Source organism: Sorangium sp. So ce887, from assembly GCF_051521455.1.
Lineage (GTDB): Bacteria > Myxococcota_A > Polyangia > Polyangiales > Polyangiaceae > Sorangium.
In genome coordinates this window covers 3,157,458-3,174,797 of the sequence record NZ_CP150354.1, presented here as the reverse complement: position 1 = coordinate 3,174,797, position 17,340 = coordinate 3,157,458, and the positions used below count along the sequence as shown (strand labels likewise).

The following is a 17,340-nucleotide window of genomic DNA, read 5'->3' as shown; positions in this document are numbered from 1 at the left end:
CGCCGCGCGCGACGCGGGGGCCCCCGCCGAGGGGCCCGGTGGGCGCGGCCCTTCAGGGCGCCTGACAGAACTTGTTGATGTTGTCGACGAGGGGATCTTCCTGCTTGATCGCCTTCTCGATCGCGGCCTGGGCCGTGTTGCTCTTCTCGGCGTCGTTCGCGTCCGCCGACGTCGCGAGATCGCGCGCCGCCTTGGCGACCTCCTTCGCCATGGCCTGGTACTCGCCCGAGAACTTCTGCAGCTCCGGGGTGGTCAGCTTCACCTGCGCCGCGTCGGCCGCCACCTTGTCCATCGCCTCGGCCATCGCCTTCAGCTCGCTCGACCCGCCCTGATCGGCGCCGGTCTTGGTGCCCTTCTCGATGCTCTGGACGCCCTTGTTGATGACCTCGATGAGCGCGTTGCACTCCGAGACCTTGTTCTGGCCGCAGCCGCCAGCGCCGGCGACGAGCCCGAGCGCGGCGACGAGCGCTGCGAGGGTGACCTGGGTGCGCATTCTGCTGTGTCTCCTCATGTGGTGAGCGAGGCCGATCCGCCCATCCCTGAACGCCACGGCATGAACCCACATTTTGCGGGTATGTTTCAACATGGAATCGGCGTCCCGCGTCCGCGGGCGCCGCACCGGTCATGACCGAACCCGCCAGTTGCCCTGGAAAGTTCGGCCGATGTCGTCAGCTGTCGGATCCGTGATGATGAGCTCCGGCCGGCCGCCTTGCGCGAACACGATCGTGTTCTGCCGGAAGACGCGGCCGAAGGCGATCGCCTCGTCCCGGTCCATGCCGTGGACGAGCCAGGCCGGCTCGCGCCAGATGCCCTCCGGCTCCGCCTCGGATCCGACGCACGGCTCCACCCGGTAACATCCGAGGATCAAGAGATCGCGGAGGACGTGGTGGCGCTGATCGTTGACCCGGCGGGGGATGAGCATCGAGCGCGGGTTGTAGGCGGTGAGCACGGCGAACTTGCGGGTCAGGAGCTCGGGGAGCCCGGCCTGATCCTGGACGATCTCGCCGTCGAGCGAGACGCGCAGCGTCCCCGCCGCCGTGGGGAACTCGTAAATGGTCGAGAAATACGACCGGAGGAGCGTCTGATCCATCGTGGAGCGGTGGGTGTGAGGGGGCCGCGGCGCTCGGCGCACCGGGTGCGTCGCCTTGCAGAGAAGCCCATGGCGTGAGCGCCCGGGCCGCCGGGCGCGACGGCGGAGGGTTACCAGAGACGGGCGGCTCTGGCTACTCGCCGGCGTCCCGCGGCGGCGAGTAGCCAGAGCCGCGCGGAAGCCCGGCGCGCGCTTCCCCTGCCCCGCCCGGTGCGCTAAGCGATCCGCGCGATCGCTCGGCCTGCCCGCGCGCGCCGCCGACCGCCCTGACCCCTTGCGCCCTGATGTCCCGATGATCGAGGTCGAGCACCTCTCCAAGTCCTACGGCCCCCACCAGGCGGTGAGCGATCTCTCCTTCCGGGTGAGCCAGGGCGAGATCGTCGGGTTCCTCGGGCCGAACGGGGCCGGCAAGAGCACGACCCTCCGCATCCTCGCGGGGTTCCTCGGCGCGACCACCGGCCGGGTGCGGGTCGCCGGCCACGACATCGCCGAGGAGCCGATGCGCGCGCGGGCGTCGCTCGGGTACATGCCCGAGAATTCGCCGCTCTACCCGGAGATGCGCGTGGCGGAGTACCTCGCCTTCCGCGCCGAGCTGAAGCTCGTACCGCGGCGCGCGCGCCGCGACGCGGTCGCGCGCGCCCTCCGCGACGCGCGCATCGAGGACGTCGCGAGCGTCATGATCGGCCACCTCTCGAAGGGCTACCGCCAGCGGGTCGGCCTCGCGGACGCGCTCGTCAGCGACCCGCCGCTGCTCATCCTGGATGAGCCGACGGCGGGCCTCGATCCGAACCAGATCCGCGAGGTGCGCGCGCTCGTGCGCCGGCTCGGCCCAGGCCGCACGGTGCTCCTCTCGACGCACATCCTCTCCGAGGTCGAGGCGACGTGCACGAGGGCGCTCGTGATCGCGCGCGGCAGGCTGGTCGCGGAGGGCTCGATCGACGAGCTCCGCGCGAAGCGCCGCTCGTCCGGCGTGCGCGTCGCCGTGCGCGGGGCGGCCGACGCGGCGCTCGCGGCGGCGCGCGGCGCGGCGGGGGTCCGCTCGGCCGAGGCGGAGTCGGCCGGCGACGCGGCGCGGCTCACGGTCGAGTTCGACGCCGGCGCCGACGCGGGGGACGCCACCGAGCGCCTCGTGAGCGCGCTGGTCGGCGCGGGCCTCGGGGTGCGCGAGCTCGCCCCCCACGCCCCGTCGCTGGAGCAGGTGTTCTCCGAGCTGACCGCCACCGACGACGAGCAGGGCGCAGCCGGGGAGCCGGGCGCGGCGGGCAATGGCGACGGGCCGCGGCGGGCGGCCCGGAAGAAGGGGAGCGCGGCGCGGCGCGATGAAGGAGCGGCGCGGTGAAGGAGCGGCGGTGAGGGGCTTCTGGCCGATCTTCAAGCGGGAGCTCTTCTCGCTCTTCGTGACGCCGCTCGCGTGGGTGCTGATCACCACGTTCCTGCTCGTGCAGGGCGTGCATTTCTTCCTGATCGCGACCCAGTTCGCGGGCGAGGTGGAGCTCTCCGCCGACACGAGCCCGGTGCAGGTCTTCTTCGGCCAGACGATCCTGATCTACCTGCCGCTGCTCTTCGTGTGCCCGCTGCTCACGATGCGGCTCTTCGCCGAGGAGCGCCGGAGCGGCACCATCGAGGCGCTCCTCACGGCGCCGGTGGGCTCCGCCGGCGTCGTGCTGGCGAAGTACGCCGCAACGCTCGTGACGTACGTCGCGATGTGGGCGCCGACGCTGCTCTACGTGGTCCTCATCGCCAGGACGGGCGAGCTCGACTGGCGGGTCGTGGGGTCGAGCTACCTCGCCATCGTCGCGGTCGGCGCCGGCTACCTCGCGATCGGGACGATGACGAGCGCGCTCACGAAGAGCCAGCTCATGGCCGCGGTGCTCAGCACGATGGCGGTGATGGGCCTGTTCATCCTTGGCATCGGGGAGTTCATCTTCCCGGACGGCCCGGCGCACGAGCTCTGCGCCTACGTCTCGGTGTGGACGCAGATGAACGACTTCTCCCGCGGGGTCGTCGACCTGCGCCGGCTCGTGTTCGACGGAACGGTGATCGCGCTGCCGCTGTTCGTGACCGTGCGCGCGGTGGACGCGTGGAGGTGGGGCTGATGGGCGAAGAGCGGCCCGATCGCGCTCCGTCGACGCAGGTCGGGACCCCGCCTTCGCGGGTCCCTCCGTCGACGCAGGTCGGGACCCCGCCTTCGCGGGTCCCTCCGGGAACTTCGCTCGGCGAGAAGCTCTCGACGAGCGTCGGGATCATCGCGGCGATGGTGCTCGCGGTGCTCGTCAACCTGCTCGTCGCGCGCCACTACAAGCGCTGGGACTGGACGCAGGGCGGCCTGTACACGCTGAGCGACGCGACCGTCTCGACGCTGCGCGCGCTCGAGGAGCCGATCCGCGTCTACGTCCTGCTCTCCGAGGCCGACCCCCTGACGCTCTCGGTGCGGCACCTGCTCGACGCGTACCGGGCCGAGACGACGCGGCTCGAGGTCGACGTGACCGATCCCGACCGGCGCCCCGCGGAGTTCCTCGCCGTGCAGCAGCGCTACGGGGTCGTCGCGGGCAAGACGGAGGACGGGCGAATCGTCACGGACGCGGCGATCATCGTCGCGCGCGGGGACCGCCCTCATTTCCTCACCGCGAGCGACCTCGTCGAGGTCGAGGACGAGGACGACCTGCGGGCGCGCCCGCGGCTCGAGCAGGCGCTGACCGGGGCGATCCGGAGCGTCCTCCGCACCGATCGGCCGAGGGTCTGCTTCGCGAGCGGCCACGGCGAGAAGTCGATCGAGGTCGGCGGCGCCGGCGGGCTCGCGGCGCTCAAGGACCGGCTCAACAAGAACAACTACGAGGTCGTCGAGCTCGGCGGCGGCCGCGGCGGTCACGACCACGGCGGCGACGGTCACGACCACGGCGATGACGAGGACCCCGGCGCCGCGCCGAAGGAGCCGGCGCCCGAGGTCGATCTCGGCCGCTGCCGGGTGCTCGTCCTCGCCGAGCCGAGCCAGCCGGTGCCCCCCCGCGACGTCGCCCGCTACCGCGCGTTCATCGAGCAGGGCGGCAGCGCGTTGCTCGCGCTCGGCCCGGTGCCGGACGAGAGCGATCAGCGATACGTGGATCTCGGGCTCTCCGGCCTGCTCGCCGTGGCGGGCGTCGAGCTCCGGTCGGACTTCGTGTTCGAGCTCGACCCGAAGCTCCGCTCGACGCAGGGCTTCGGCGAGACCTTCTCGCCCCTCGTGAGGCCGCACCCGATCACCGAGGGGCTCGTCAAGGCGGCCGATCAGGGGCTCGGCCCGATGCTCACGGTGGCCAGCTCGCTCGCGCCCACGACGAGCGGGCCCGTGGCCCCGGCGCCGCTGCTCGTCACGAGCGACAGGGCCTTCGGCATGGTCGATTTCTTCGCCTGGGCCCGGGATCCGTCCGAGCCGCAGCCGCGCGACGGCGATCACCGGGGGCCGCTCACGGTCGCCTACGCCGCGGAGCTGCCGAAGCCCGCGGGGTCCAGCGCCGCGCACGGGCCGCGCGTCGTGGTGGTCAGCTCGCCCAGCGCGCTCTACGGCGCGAACTGGCAGAGCCCCGAGCTCCGCGGGACGGCCGTGTTCGTCGAGAGCGCGCTGTCCTGGCTCGCCGCGAGCCCGCCCATGCTCGACATCCCCGACAAGCCCGCGGTCACCGCGGGCCTCCGGCTCAGCGAGGACTCGCTCGCCGGCATCTTCCGCTACGTCGTCGTCTACATGCCGCTCGCCGCGGCCCTCTTCGGCCTCGCCGTGCACCTCGCGCGGCGCGGCTCCGAGCGCCGCCCCGGCGACAAGGGCGGCCCCGGCTCCCCCGCCGGGCGCGGATCACCGGGCGGGACCGAGCGCGAAGGGGCGTCGTGATGCGGCGCCTCCGCCGGCACGCGACGACGCTGATCCTTGTCGCGCTCGCCGCCTCGGCGGCCGTCGCGCTCCTCGTGCTCGACCGGGGCTCGGTGTCCACCGACGAGGCCGAGCGCCGCAAGAAGCACCTGTTCGAGGCGTGGCGCGCCGACGAGATCACCGAGCTCACCGTGACGATGGCCCCGCCCGGCGCGCCGCCCGCCGCGCAGCAGACGGCCCGGCTCACCCGCGGCGACGTCAACGACGCCGGCCAGCGCCCGTGGAACGTCGAGATCGACGGGGAGCGCTACCCCGCCGACGAGCCCACGGTCGACCAGCTCCTCGGCACGCTCGAGTTCGCGACGGCGGAGCGCCGCGTCTCCGAGGAGGCGAGCGATCGGGCCGCCCTCGGCCTGGCCGCGCCCCGGCTCACGATCGCCCTCGCGATGGGCCCGCGACGCGAGCGGCTGCTGCTCGGCGGCAGCGCCCCCACGCCGCCCGGCGCGGTCTACGCCGAGGTCGCCGGCCGCGGCGTCTTCGTCGTCACGAAGCAGCTCGCCGCGGCCCTCGACGTGCCGCCGGATCGCTTCCGCTCCCGGAGCTTCGTCCCCTACGTCCCGGCCGAGCTCTCGGCGCTCACGCTCGACGGCGAGGGCGGATCGCGGCGGTTCGTGCGCGCCCCGTGGGGTGGCGGCCGCGGCGCCGGCTTCCGCTTCGCCGAGGGCTCTCCCGAGGGCAGCGGCGTCCGGGTCAGCGCGCCGGCGCTGGATCTCGTGCTCTCGGCGCTCGGCCGCATGCAGGCCGAGGCGTTCCTCTCCGAGGAGGAAGCGGCGCAGGCCGCGGCCTCCGCCGGCCCCAGGGTCACGCTGACGCTCTTGCCGAGCGATCCCTCGGCGAAGCGCGGCGTGATCGACGTCGGCGGGGCCTGCCCGGGCAAGCCCGACCACGTCGTCGCGGCGCGGATCGAGCCCACGCGCGCGGCCGCCTGCGTGCCCGCGAGCGTGCTCGACCCGCTCACCGAGGAGGCCGCGCGCTTCGTCGATCTCGCCCTCGTCGCCGCGCCGCTCGACGAGGTCGCCGAGGTGAAGCTCGCGGCCGGCGAGCGCGGCGCGCGCTCGCTGGAGCTCGCGCGCACCGGCAGCGAGTGGCACCTGCGCGCCCCGCAGGACCGCCCTGTCCCGACCGAGACGGGCCGCGCCCTGGTGCAGGCGATCCTCGGCGTCCGCGCGGCGCGCCTCCTCCCCGCGGCGAGCTCCCCGAAGGCGCTCGGCCTGGATCCGCCGCGGGCCACCCTCCGCGTCGTCTCGACGCCGGCGTCGGCCGGCGAGGGCGAGCCGCAGGAGCGCATCGAGACGCTCGAGATCGGCGCCGAGCAGGCCGGCGTCGTGCACGTCCGGCGGCTCGAGGACGGCGCGATCGCCGAGGTCCCGGCCCCGGCCGCCGGCGCGCTCCTCCCCTCCGAGGTGTCGCTGCGCTCCATGGAGGTGTTCGATTTCGCGCCGGATCAGATCAGCGCGCTACGGATCGAGCGCCCCGGCCTGGTCCAGCGGCTCCGCAGGACGGGCGAGGGCGCCTGGCAGCTCATCGCGCCGAGCGGCGTGGGGCTCGCGGCGGACGGCGGGCTCGCGGACGAGCTCGCCGGGCAGCTCGCCGGCCTCAAGGCCGAGCGCTGGGTCGCCGCGGACGCCGGCCAGAGCTACGGGCTCGGCGCGCCCCGGCTCGTCGTCGAGGCCGAGCTGACCGCCGCGCTGGAGCCGGGCGCGGGCGCCTCCGGCACGGCGGCGCGCGCGGCCCGGGTGGAGCTCGGCGCGCACGCCGGCGCAGGCTCGTTCGCGCGCGCCGGCGACAGCGCCGCGGTCTTCGTCGCGCCGCCGGCGCTCGAGGCCGCGGCCGGGCGCCTGCTGCTCCGCCGCGACGTCTTCCTCGTCCCCCCTGAGGACATCGCGCGGGTGACGCTGGCCCCGCGGGACGGGAAGCCGGTCGTGCTCGAGGGCTCGCCGCGCGGCCTCACCGTCGCGGGGTCGGCCGACCCGGCGAGCGCCACCGCGACCGCCGCGCGCGTCCGGGACGCCCTCGCCGATCTACGCGCCGAGGGCGCCGTGGCCCTGGGCCAGCCGGAGCGGCAGCACGGCCTCGGCCCGCCGCGGCTCCGGGTCACCATCGAGCTTGCCCGGCCGCAGGCCGCGCCGGCGGGCGAAGGCGGCGCGAGCCCGCCGCGCTCGTCGGAGGGGTCGTTCACGATCGCGATCGGCGCGGGCGACGCTTTCCGCGGCACGAATGTCTTCTATGCCCGCCGCGACGGCGTGAGCGCGGTCTACGCCATCGCGCAGTCCAGGGTGCGACCGCTCCTCGAGGCGGCGGGCGTCGCGGGCGTCGACTGACGCGGCGCTGAGCGAGCGGACTATTTCGTACTATTTCGTTCTGGCGGTGCACCTGTGCTAGGCGACGTGGTGGACATGGCGAAGGCGGACATGGCGAAGCGGCAGCGCCCGTTGACGGTCGACATCCCCCGTCCGGGCGATGAGCAGCCGGTCTGGTCGCGGATCGGGGTGATCGCGCTCGTGGGGTTCGTCGTGGGCGTCGCCTGGCCGAGGCTCGCCGGGGTCCGCATCGGCCCGAGCGTCCCCGGCGACCCCAAGGCGACCGCCGAGACCGCGGCAGCGGCCGCGCCGTCCTCCCCCGCAGCTGCCGTGCCCGGGACGGCGGAGCCCGACGCCAGGGAGCCGGAGCCCGCGAAGAACCAGCAGCAGGTCGTGGTCGGCCCCGGCAGGATCACGCGCTGCTCCGACAAGAAGAACAAGAAGATCGAGGACTGCGGAGAGCTCCAGTTCGATCCGATCGCGCTGCCCCGGCTGAAGGAGCTCGCCCAGTGTCCGGCGGCGCTCGGCGTCGACGGCAAGCTCCCGATCGGCTTCGAGCTGAATTTCGATAAGAAAGAGGTCCAGGTCGTCAAGGGAAAGAAGGCGAGCCTGCCCTCCTCGACGATCAGCGGCATTCTCCAGTGCGCCGCGCGCGAGTTCTCGAACGTCTCCCTCGAGGAGGTCCCGCACAAGTACCCCCGCTACTCCCTCGTGTACACGGCCACGTTCCATCCCCCGGGCGCGCAGGCGGAGGCCGCAAAGGCGGAGGCCGGCGGCGAGATGCAGGAGCCGGCCGCCGGCACGACCACGAGCGAGAGCGCAGCAAGCGGCCTGGCCACGGTCAGCTGGGACACCGCGCTCGTCCGCGGGGTGCCCAAGGAGGGCGATGTGGTCATGCGCCTCGTGCGTGGGACGCGCGTCAAGCTCGTTGGCCGGCAGAACGACTGGTACAAGGTCGAGCACCGGGGCAAGACGGGCTGGATCTACCGCGGCGCCATCGGCCTTTAGCCGAGCGAGGCGCGAGCCGGCGGGCGCGCGCGGGCGGCGTGAGAGGCGGATTCCAGGCCTGCGCCCGGGCGAGCGCGCGTCGGTTCGCGTAGAATGGCGGGGTCCGATGACGCGCAAGCTGTCGCTCCCGCTGATTCCCCTGGGCCGATCCGCGGGCTTCGCCGCGTCTGCCGCCGCGAAGCCCACGGTCGACGCGGTGCGCGAGCGCCTCGGCGGACGCGCGTCGACCGAGTCGGGTGTGGGTGAGCTGGTCCTGCTGACCACCGCCGCGAGCAAGGCGCTGCCCGGGGTGGTCCTCTTCAGGCGTGGCGCCACGGTCGACGTGTGGGTTGCTTCCCCCGAAGCAGCGTCATCCGTCCCGGACAAAAACAAGCCCTCTGTTTCTGTGCGCTCCATGACCCACCGGGGCCTGGTTCACCGCGCCCGCACAGCGGACATCGCGCCGTTGCGCGTCCCTGCGCCGGAGTCGCTCATGGCCGTCGCTGCGGATGCGCGCGTCTTTGCCGCCCTGAGCGAGGGCCAGCGCATCCGGTTCCAGGACGGCGGCGAGCTGGCCGAAGGCACGCTGGTCGAGAAATGCCGCTTCGGGGGCCTGGTGCAGCGCGACGACGGGGGCATCGTCGGCGTCGGCTTCCGCCGGCTCTGGCCGGCGCAGGCCGAAGGCGCCACGCGGAACTGAGCAGAACCGAACCGAGCGCCGCGAATCGGCGCGGGGATCGAGCGAAACGGAGCTGAACGGGAGTCAAGCGGCGCTCAGCGGAGCCGAGCGAGAGCGGCTCCGGGAATACCTGCATGAGCGGGGTTCCCGTGATCGATACCGCTCGTCGCCGGCGCGGCATCATCCGTCGAGACACGGGGCGGGCACATGATGCCTGGCAGCAGCCGAGTCGTCGCGCGGCACCGCTGGCGTAGCGCGGTGCGGGCAGCAAATGCGCCCCGGAGGCATACGGAATCACGCGCAACCACGCGCAACCCCGCGCAACCCCGCGGGGACCCCGCCGAGCGCGCCCGGGACGCCGAACGTGCGGCTTGTACCTCCTCCCCGAACGCGATAGACAAGCCACATCATCGTAGCTCGCGCGCCGCGCGACCAGGTTGGAGGTACAACTTTGAAGCTCGCTTGCTCGTTCACGGTCGCCCTTGCGCTCGCCATGCTTCCGGGCTGCGGGGCCTCTATCTCGGGTCTGTGCGAGGACAGGTGCGATTGCACCGGAGACTGCAGCCCGGACGACGAAGACGACTGCGTGGACAACCTCGAAGACGCCGAGCGCGAGGCGGCGGCGCAGGGCTGCGAGGAGCAGTTCGACGAGGCCCTCTCCTGCGTGGATGACGAGTTCGCGTGCCGCAGTGGCGCGGTCGACGTCGATGGATGCCTCGAGCAGGTCGAAAACCTGAGCGGCTGCGCCGATATCCCGACCGGGCTCAAGTTCTGGGCCGCCATCACCGACTGAGGGTTGGCCGCGCCGCACGCCTGTCCGCGAGGAGGCCTGGTTCGGCTCCAGGAACCCTGTCTCCGCCACCCCGGTCACGCACCGGGATGGCCGAGAGGGCCTTATTCGCCGAGGTGGGTGCGGACCTTCATGAGCAGCAAATCGCCGTCGAAAGGCTTGATGAGGTAGTCGGTGCACCCGTTGGCGAAGCCGATCTTGATGCTCGTTTGATCGCTCCTCGTCGTCATCATGATGATCGGCACGGTCTTCGTCGCGTCGAACGCGCGAAGCCATCTGCAGGCCTGGAAGCCGTCCATCGCGGGCATGACGACGTCCATCAGGATGAGATCGGGGCGCTCCGCCACGGCCTTCGCGATTGCCTCCTTGCCGTTGCGCGCGATGACGATGTCGTAGTCGTCCGCACCGAGCGCCAGCTGCTGTGACAGCAACGAAGTCAGCGAATCGTCGACGACGAGGATCTTCTTCTTTCGAGCCCCCTCGGTGGCCTGGTTACCAGGCGCGGACGGCCGGCTCCGCGGCGCCGAGTCGGAAGCGGAGGCCGTTTCCGGAGAGCTCTTTCGCGAGGAGTCGACACGACGATCGGCCATGAGGGAGCCTCCATGAGGAGGCGCCGTTCCCTAGGGCGCCTCCGGAGTGTTCAGGTTGCAACGAGTGGTCCCCCCGTCACCTTACCAGGATCGCTACCGCACCGGAACCAAGTTCCACTGTCACCCGATGTGGCCAAACCCGCGAAAGTACTCCTGAACAGACCGCCTCGCCCTCGCCTGCGGCCAGCCGATGAGGCCGGCTGGCGTCTGGCCGAGAGGCGGAATCGCCCGGGCGTCCACGACAACGGTTGAGCCGTGTGGAGCGGGGGAGCGCGCAAGAGCGTGAGGAGGGCGCGGCGGCGTTTGCTCGCCGGGACAAGAAAGAGTAGTGCCCAGGGACGGAATCGAACCGCCCACACGAGGATTTTCAATCCTCTGCTCTACCAACTGAGCTACCTGGGCTTGCTGCAGGCCCCGCGCTTACGCCGAGGCGTCGGTCACGGGCGGGCTACGTTACGCGGATGTAGACGTATGTCAAAGGATTTCTGCATCCCGAGCTGCTCGTGCCGCGTCGGAAGCCCAGGAGGCGGCGGTGATTGTCGGCGCAGCCACCGCCGGCGCGGCCGCAATGCGGAGCCGTCATTCGGCGGTGTCGTCCGTCCCCGTGCGCTGCGCGGGCGCGGAGCGATCGACCAGCCGTAGGGCGGCCGCGAGCCACGAGGCGCGCAGGTAGGCGGCGGCCGCGAGCGCCGCGAGCTGCGCGGCGAACGCGGCGGCGACGCGCGGGCCCGTGCCGACGCCGGCGAGGTGTATCCCCCACGCCCCGCCTGCGAGCGCGACGGCGGCGAGCGCGCCTCGAGAAGCCCAGGCCCAGGCGGCCTCGAGCGGCGCGGCGCACAGCGCGTCGAACCCCCTGGCGACCGCGGTGTAGAAGCCCCGCTGCTCGGCCACGAGGGCGGCCCGCGCGAGGTCGTGGAGCAGACCGATGGCCACGACGTGCACGAGCGCGACCGCGGCGACGGCCGCCGCCGCGAGGTCGCGGCTGCGCGGCAGGACCAGGAACGCCTCGCAGAGCTTCATCCCGGGGAGCAGGACGAGCGCGGCGGCCGTGACCTGCGCCGCGAGCGCGACGCCCCAGAGCAAGGCGAGCGGGCCGATGGCGCGCGCCGCGCGGCCGCCCAGGGCCTGCGCCGAGAGCGGCCCCGCCTGGCTCAGCGCGGCGAGGAGCACCGCGAGCGGAATCAGCCCGAGCGCGGCGGCGAGCAGGGCGCCCACGCCGAGCTGCGCGGCGAGGGACGCGGCGGCGAGCGCCCCGAGGCGCCCGAGCTCGCCGAGCATCAGCCCGCCGGGATCGAACAGGATCGCATCGCCGCGCGGATGATCGCCGACGACCTGGGCCGCGAAGACGGACAGCGGCGCCGCGACCACGAGCGAGGCGAGCGCCCGGTAGCCGAAGTAGAGCGCGATCGCGCCGGGCCGCTCGTGCGCGGCGGCGCGGCGCGCGGCAGGCCGGGCGCGCGGCGGATCGCCCCCTGCGGCCGCCGTCGAGCCCGGAACCATCGCGCCCTCCTCCGCCGGCTCGCTCATGGCCCGAGGAGCGTGAGCGCGAGCCCCACGGCGAAGCTCGCGCGCGAGAGCACGCTGGGCGCGAGGAGGTCCGGATCCGCCCGGCGCGCGTTGTTCGCGAGGTCCTCGTCGAGCAGCACCCGGTGGTCGGGGTCGATCACCACGGCGACCAGCGGCGAGGCGCCAGCGTAGGGGATCCGGGCGACGCTGTCGTGCGCCTGCCACCGGACCCGCTGCACGCCGCCGTCCTCGCCGTGCAGCGCGACGTCGACGGGGAGCACGAGCGAGCCGCGGCGCCGCACGACGGCGTGGCCGTGATAACCCGCTCCCTCGTGGCCGCCCTCACCCGGAGCGGGCTCCGCGCCGCCTGCGGGCCACGAGTGGAACGTCGCGACCGTGTAGTCGACCCACCCGCGCTCGAAGAGCCCGGCGCGGAGCGCCTCGGCCGCCCCGTCGCCCACATCGCGGCGCACGGCCTCGAGCAGCGCCTCGGGGCCGGGGTGACGGAACCGGTTCTCGCGCGCGTAGCGGCCCACGGCCCGGCGCACGAGGTCCTCGCCGTACACGCCGGCGAGGGTCGCGAGGAGGACCGCGGGCCTTCCGTACACCAGGCCGGCGTAGTCCGCCCCATCCACGAAGCCCGTTGCCGGCTGCGCGACGGCGCCGTTGTGGCCCGACGCGAGCGCGTCGGCGCGGTACTGCGTCCGGAGGTCGATCTCGAGCCCGAGCAGCCGCGCCGCCGAGCTGTCGCCGTAGCGCGCGCGGAGCGCTTCGGCCTCGGCGTAGGTGGTGAGGCCCTCGTCGAGGAACGGGTAGCGGTGCTCGTTGGTGGCGACGAGGCCGTAGAACCACTGGTGCGCGAGCTCGTGCACCGTGACCGCCTCGACGAAGCGCAAGCCCACCACGGGCCAGAGCCAGCTGCCGCCGGTCGTGATGAGCGTCGGGTACTCCATTCCGCCGGCCTCCTCAGCGCCCTCCGGCGGATGCACGATCGTGAGCGTGCCGTACGGGTAACGGCCGAACGCCGCGCCGAAATGCGACAGGCCGAACCGGGCCAGGTCGATCTGGAGAGCCGCCTCGCGCTCGCTTCCCTCGGGGAAGAGGCACCGGATCGCGACGCCGTCGTCGGTCGTCGCGCGCATCTCGCGGAAGCGGTCCCACGCGGCGAAGGCGAAGTCGTGCACGTCCTCCTGCACGAACCGGCGGATCGCGCGGCCGTCGAGCCGCCGCTCTTCCACGAGCCGGCCGGTGGCGCCGACCGCGACCCCCTCCGGCACGTCGACGGTCACGTCGTAGGCCCCGAAGTCGGCGTAAAACTCCGAGAGCCGATGGTAGGGGAAGTGCGCCCAGGTCCCGTCGGGCTCGAGGCGAGCGATCTTCGGAAACCACTGCCCCACCATGTGAAAGCTCCCGTAGTGGCCCGTCCTGAGCGCGAGCGACGGGAGGTGCGCGTCCCAGGCGAGATCGATCGTGATCGCGTCGCCTGGGGCGACGGGCCGCGGCAGCTCCACGCGGATGTCGGTCTCGTCCTCGGGATCGCCGGGCGTCGTGGGGTTCCCCTGGGGCCAGACGTCCGCGCCTCCCATCTCGCGCACCGCGAAGCGCTTCACCTGGATGTGTCCGTAATCGTACAAGATTTCGTTGCCGCGAAAGCCCCCGATGGCCGACCGGAGGAACACGGTGCGCTCGCTCTTGAAGCCGTTCAGGTAGAGGTGGACGAACAGCTCGCGCTGCGGCTCGCGCGACGCGTTCCGCCAGACCAGCGTGCCCTCGCCGCGCATCGTGTGCTGCACCGGATCGAGGCTCGCGCGCAGCGTGTAGCTCGCGATCGGATCGGCGTGCGCCGCGAGCTCGGCGTCGGCAGGAGGCGCCGGCGATGGCGTGACGCGGGCGGCGTCGACAGCGGCTGCGGGGCCGCCTGCGGTGGCGCCCGCGGCGTCGACGGCGCCTGCGCGAGCGGCCGGCGGCGGCTGCGCTGTAGCGCCGCGCGCGATCGTGGCGACGAGGGACGCGCCCGTGCGGCCGGCGACCAGCGCGAGGAGGAGACCGACGGCGGCCTGGAGAGCCGTGCGCACCGGTGCAACCTAGCGAGCCAGCGCCATCGCGGAAAGGCGCGTCAGCAGGCGCCGCGGCCCGCCCGGCACGATTCTCGAGGCGGGGACCGGGGATCTCAGGCGATCCCGGCGCCTACACGCCGCAGACGATCCCCTCCTGCACGAGCTCGTACAGGAGCCGCAAGGCCTCGAGCGTCTGCATGCCCGAGACGTCGAGGATCTCGTCGATCGAGCTGTACCCGTCGATGCACGACAGCAAGAAGCCCGCGCGGTGATCGAGGTTCAACGAGCGGAGCTGGTCCGGCGACACCGCGAGGCGGAGCACGCGCGAGCCGTCGCCGAGGCGCGACTTGTACATCTGCCGCAACATCTCGACGCAGCTGTCGGCGTACTGCCGCGCCATCCCGTCCTTCGGGTTCTCCTCGATCAGGCCCTCCGCGAGGACGAGCGCGCCCCCGAAGTCCCCCTGATCGAACCGGTGCTGCATCTGCTCCCGCGGCCCCTGGATGCTCAGCTGGGGCTCGGTCGCACGGGAGTGAACCCCCTTGTCCACCCGCGCAGCAGCCGCCGGCGCGCGATCCGTCTCGAGCCGGCGCGGCGCGCGATCCGTCTCGAGCTGGCGCGGCGCGCGATCCGTCTCGAGCCGGCGCGGCGCGCGCGCCCCGCCCTGCGTGTCGCCGGAGACCCGGTACGAGGTGGAGCCGGCGAGCGCGCCCGTCCCGCCGCGGAAGGCGGGCTCGTCGTCCTCCACGATCAGGCCGTACCGGAGCGTGCCGGGAGGCGGCGTGACCGGCTGCTCATCCATGGCGAGGCCCGGCTCCTCGAAGCCGAGATCGAGCCGGAAATCGATGCCCAGCGGCCCTCCGTCCTCGGGGCCGTATCCGCGCCCCCGCGCGCTCTGCGGGGCGTGAACGTCCCGCGCATCGACCGGAGGGCCACCGAAGACGTCGATCTCGCCGAAGCTGCGCGGGTACGACTGGCCCGGCTCGCGCAGGAAGTCGTCGAGGTCCGGCCCGACCTCGTGCTCGCCCTCGAGCGATCCGAAGCCCATCCGGCCGCCGGGTCGCGACGGAACCCCGGGCTCATCGCACTCCAGGCCGAGCCGCGCGGCCTCCAGGCCGAGCCGCGCGGCCTCCAGGCTGGACGCGCCGTGCTTGCCCGAGAAGCTGCTGCCGGGCGGCGGCTCCCAGGGGATCGTCTTGCGCGTCGGCACGGGCGGGTACCCCTCCGGAGGCCCCTCGGGCGGGCGCGGCCGCTGGGCGGTGATCTCGGAGCTCGAATGAGAGCGACGGGTCATCATCTTTGCCACGTATTCGCTGACCGGGATCGGCGGCGGAAGGGTGATCTTGCCCTCGTCGTCCGGCTGCGGGGGCAGGCCGGAGGGCGGGGTCGCCATGCGGGGTGAGACCTGCCCCTCGCGCGTGAGCGCGACGCGCGCGAGGATCTCCTTCGAGGCGACCGGCTGGGTGTCCTCGAGCTCGTCCACCTCATCGTGGCCCCAGGAGGAGTCCAGGGTCTTGGAGTCAGGCGGCACCGACCGCATCGTCTTCCCTCATCGCGGCCACCCTTCACCCCTGTGGCCTGGCTACGACACCCTTGAACATCCGGTGGGTGCGCGAGAGCGCCTCCATCTGCTCCTTGACCGCGGCCGCGTCGCGCCGGCCGATGGCCTGGCGCGAGCGGTCCACGATCCCGCGCGCCTTGCCGATGGCGTCGCGGCCGAAATCGCTGGACGCCACGATCTGCTCTACCTGCGGGAACATCCGCTCGATCTCGGCGATGAGCTTCTCGGCCTCCTGCCGGACGCCCTCGAACTGGTCGCTCACGCGGCGATCGACGAGGTACTCCTTCGCCGCCTCCATCATCTCGCCGACCTCCTCCTTCGTGAGGCCGCTCGACGCGGTGACCTGGATCGACTGCTGCTGGCCCGTCTCCAGATCCTTCGCGCTCACGGAGACGATGCCGTCGCTGTTGATCTCGAACGTCACCTCGATCTCGACCTGGCCCTTCGGGGCGCGGCGCAGGCCCGTGAGGATGAACTCGCCGAGCAGCTCGTTGTCGGTCGCCTTCTGGTGCTCGCCCTGCATGACCAGGATCTTCACCGCGGTCTGGCTGTCGCGGCTCGTCGTGAAGATCTTCGACCGGCTCGTGGGCACGGTGGTGTTCTGCGGGATGAGCTCCTCGAAGTTCGACCCGAAGGTCATGATGCCGAGCGCGTGCGGCGTGACGTCGAGCAGGATCATCTGCTTCGTCTCGTCCACGAGCGCGGCGCCCTGCACCGCCGCGCCGAGCGCGACCACCTCGTCGGGGTGCACCCCCTTGCACGGCTCGCGCTCGAAAAAGTCGCGCACGGCCTCCTGCACCCGCGGCATGCGCGTCATGCCGCCGACGAGCACGACGTCCTCGATCTCGTCGCGATCGAGCCGCGCGTCCTCGAGCGTCTGGCTGCAGATCTCGACGCACCGCTCGACGAGGTCCTCGCACAGCTCCTGCAGCGTGACCCGCGAGAGCGTGCGCTGCAGGTGGAGCGCCTCGTTGCGCGCGCTCGAGATGATGAACGGCAGGTTGATCTCGGTCTCCAGCACGCTGGACAGCTCGCACTTCGCCTTCTCGGCCGCGTCCTTGAGCCGCTGGAGCGCCATCCTGTCCTGCCGCAGATCGACGTCGTGCTGCTCCTTGAAGCCCTGCACCAGCCAGTCGATGACCCGCGCGTCGAAATCCTCGCCGCCGAGGAACGTGTCGCCCGCGGTGGCGATGACCTTGAAGACCCCGCCCGCGCCGATCTCGAGCACGGAGATGTCGAACGTGCCGCCGCCGAGGTCGAACACGGCGATCGTCTTCTCGAAGTTCTTGCCGAACCCGTACGCGAGCGCCGCCGCCGTCGGCTCGTTGACGATGCGGATGACGTCGAGCCCCGCGATCTGGCCCGCGTCCTTCGTCGCCTGCCGCTGGTTGTCGTTGAAGTAGGCGGGGACGGTGATCACCGCCTTCGAGACCGGCTCGTTGAGGTAGTCCTCGGCGAACAGCTTCATCTCCTGGAGGACCATCGCGCTGATCTCGGGGACCGAGTACGTCTTGTCGCGCAGCTGGATGCGGACGTCCCCGTGCGGCCCCTCGACGATCTTGTACGAGGCAGTCAGGATCGCGTTCTTCACCTGCGGGGACGACCACTTGCGCCCGATCAGCCGCTTCGCGGCGTAGACCGTGTTCTCGGCGTTGGTGATCGCCTGCCGCTTCGCGATGTGCCCGCAGAGCCGCTTGCCGGCCTCGGTGATCGCGACCATGGACGGCGTCGTTTTGTACCCACCGCGATTCGGGATGACGGTCGGGACGCCCTCCTCGACGATGGCAACGCACGAGTTCGTGGTGCCAAGGTCAATGCCGATGACACGCTCCATCGATGCCGCTGCTCCTCTTGTGATCTTCGGCTAGTAATCTTCGGC

General features: G+C 72.6%; 14 protein-coding genes and 1 tRNA gene. 7 read left to right on the top strand and 8 right to left on the bottom strand.

Annotated elements, in window-relative coordinates:
• Nucleotides 1–52 precede the first annotated feature (52 nt).
• Both WMF36_RS12090 and WMF36_RS12085 read right to left on the bottom strand, forming a co-directional pair.
• Nucleotides 53–493, bottom strand: a complete 441-nt coding sequence (locus WMF36_RS12090; protein WP_437579748.1) for a hypothetical protein — start codon at nt 491–493, stop codon at nt 53–55.
• Nucleotides 494–622: 129 nt separating this feature from the next.
• A complete protein-coding gene (locus WMF36_RS12085; protein ID WP_437489968.1) occupies nt 623–1,090 on the bottom strand; it encodes a DUF3293 domain-containing protein in 468 nt (155 codons plus the stop codon).
• 274 nt (nt 1,091–1,364) lie between these two features.
• On the opposite strand from WMF36_RS12085, the gene WMF36_RS12080 reads away from it, so the two are divergent.
• The 7 genes from WMF36_RS12080 (at nt 1,365) to WMF36_RS12050 (ending at nt 9,750) form a co-directional block, all read left to right on the top strand.
• Nucleotides 1,365–2,429 carry an ABC transporter ATP-binding protein gene (locus WMF36_RS12080; RefSeq protein ID WP_437579747.1) on the top strand — a complete coding sequence of 355 codons (1,065 nt, stop codon included), beginning with the start codon at nt 1,365–1,367 and terminating at the stop codon, nt 2,427–2,429.
• 10 nt (nt 2,430–2,439) lie between these two features.
• Nucleotides 2,440–3,186, top strand: a complete 747-nt coding sequence (locus WMF36_RS12075; RefSeq protein ID WP_437579746.1) for an ABC transporter permease — start codon at nt 2,440–2,442, stop codon at nt 3,184–3,186.
• Complete coding sequence (locus WMF36_RS12070; RefSeq protein WP_437579745.1) at nt 3,186–4,952, top strand: GldG family protein; 1,767 nt, start codon at nt 3,186–3,188, stop codon at nt 4,950–4,952. The genes WMF36_RS12075 and WMF36_RS12070 overlap by 1 nt, the downstream gene beginning before the upstream one ends.
• Complete coding sequence (locus tag WMF36_RS12065; RefSeq protein WP_437579744.1) at nt 4,952–7,312, top strand: DUF4340 domain-containing protein; 2,361 nt, start codon at nt 4,952–4,954, stop codon at nt 7,310–7,312. Before WMF36_RS12070 ends, WMF36_RS12065 begins: the two co-directional genes overlap by 1 nt.
• A gap of 54 nt (nt 7,313–7,366) precedes the next feature.
• Complete coding sequence (locus WMF36_RS12060; RefSeq protein WP_437579743.1) at nt 7,367–8,299, top strand: SH3 domain-containing protein; 933 nt, start codon at nt 7,367–7,369, stop codon at nt 8,297–8,299.
• Nucleotides 8,300–8,405: 106 nt separating this feature from the next.
• Complete coding sequence (locus tag WMF36_RS12055; protein WP_437579742.1) at nt 8,406–8,978, top strand: hypothetical protein; 573 nt, start codon at nt 8,406–8,408, stop codon at nt 8,976–8,978.
• A 430-nt stretch (nt 8,979–9,408) separates the two neighbouring features.
• Nucleotides 9,409–9,750, top strand: coding sequence for a hypothetical protein (locus WMF36_RS12050; RefSeq protein WP_437579741.1), 342 nt, complete (start codon nt 9,409–9,411; stop codon nt 9,748–9,750).
• A 101-nt stretch (nt 9,751–9,851) separates the two neighbouring features.
• Here WMF36_RS12050 and WMF36_RS12045 read toward each other — a convergent pair whose 3' ends face one another.
• From WMF36_RS12045 to dnaK, 6 genes are all read right to left on the bottom strand, one after another.
• On the bottom strand, nt 9,852–10,337 hold the full coding sequence (locus WMF36_RS12045) for a response regulator (RefSeq protein WP_437579740.1): 486 nt from the start codon (nt 10,335–10,337) through the stop codon (nt 9,852–9,854).
• Nucleotides 10,338–10,666: 329 nt separating this feature from the next.
• A tRNA-Phe gene (locus WMF36_RS12040) sits at nt 10,667–10,739 on the bottom strand.
• A 177-nt stretch (nt 10,740–10,916) separates the two neighbouring features.
• Complete coding sequence (locus WMF36_RS12035; RefSeq protein WP_437579739.1) at nt 10,917–11,864, bottom strand: hypothetical protein; 948 nt, start codon at nt 11,862–11,864, stop codon at nt 10,917–10,919.
• Nucleotides 11,861–13,918 (bottom strand): M1 family metallopeptidase, encoded by a 2,058-nt coding sequence (locus WMF36_RS12030; RefSeq protein WP_437579738.1) that lies wholly within the window; start codon nt 13,916–13,918, stop codon nt 11,861–11,863. The genes WMF36_RS12035 and WMF36_RS12030 overlap by 4 nt, the downstream gene beginning before the upstream one ends.
• 112 nt (nt 13,919–14,030) lie before the next feature.
• The gene (locus WMF36_RS12025; protein WP_437579737.1) at nt 14,031–15,431 is read right to left on the bottom strand and encodes a hypothetical protein; all 1,401 of its coding nucleotides are present in this window, start codon (nt 15,429–15,431) and stop codon (nt 14,031–14,033) included.
• Between the two features lie 34 nt (nt 15,432–15,465).
• Entirely contained in the window at nt 15,466–17,295 is a 1,830-nt protein-coding gene (gene dnaK / locus WMF36_RS12020; RefSeq protein ID WP_437579736.1) for a molecular chaperone DnaK, read from the bottom strand.
• Nucleotides 17,296–17,340: the final 45 nt, after the last annotated feature.

Bases quoted from the DNA above. Each gene is read 5' to 3' on its own strand.
- dnaK (WP_437579736.1), bottom strand. From the start codon at position 17,295: ATGGAGCGTGTCATCGGCATTGACCTTGGCACCACGAACTCGTGCGTT.
- WMF36_RS12090 (WP_437579748.1), bottom strand. From the start codon at position 493: ATGCGCACCCAGGTCACCCTCGCAGCGCTCGTCGCCGCGCTCGGGCTC.
- WMF36_RS12070 (WP_437579745.1), top strand. From the start codon at position 3,186: ATGGGCGAAGAGCGGCCCGATCGCGCTCCGTCGACGCAGGTCGGGACC.
- WMF36_RS12035 (WP_437579739.1), bottom strand. From the start codon at position 11,864: ATGAGCGAGCCGGCGGAGGAGGGCGCGATGGTTCCGGGCTCGACGGCG.
- WMF36_RS12065 (WP_437579744.1), top strand. From the start codon at position 4,952: ATGCGGCGCCTCCGCCGGCACGCGACGACGCTGATCCTTGTCGCGCTC.
- WMF36_RS12055 (WP_437579742.1), top strand. From the start codon at position 8,406: ATGACGCGCAAGCTGTCGCTCCCGCTGATTCCCCTGGGCCGATCCGCG.
- WMF36_RS12045 (WP_437579740.1), bottom strand. From the start codon at position 10,337: ATGGCCGATCGTCGTGTCGACTCCTCGCGAAAGAGCTCTCCGGAAACG.
- WMF36_RS12085 (WP_437489968.1), bottom strand. From the start codon at position 1,090: ATGGATCAGACGCTCCTCCGGTCGTATTTCTCGACCATTTACGAGTTC.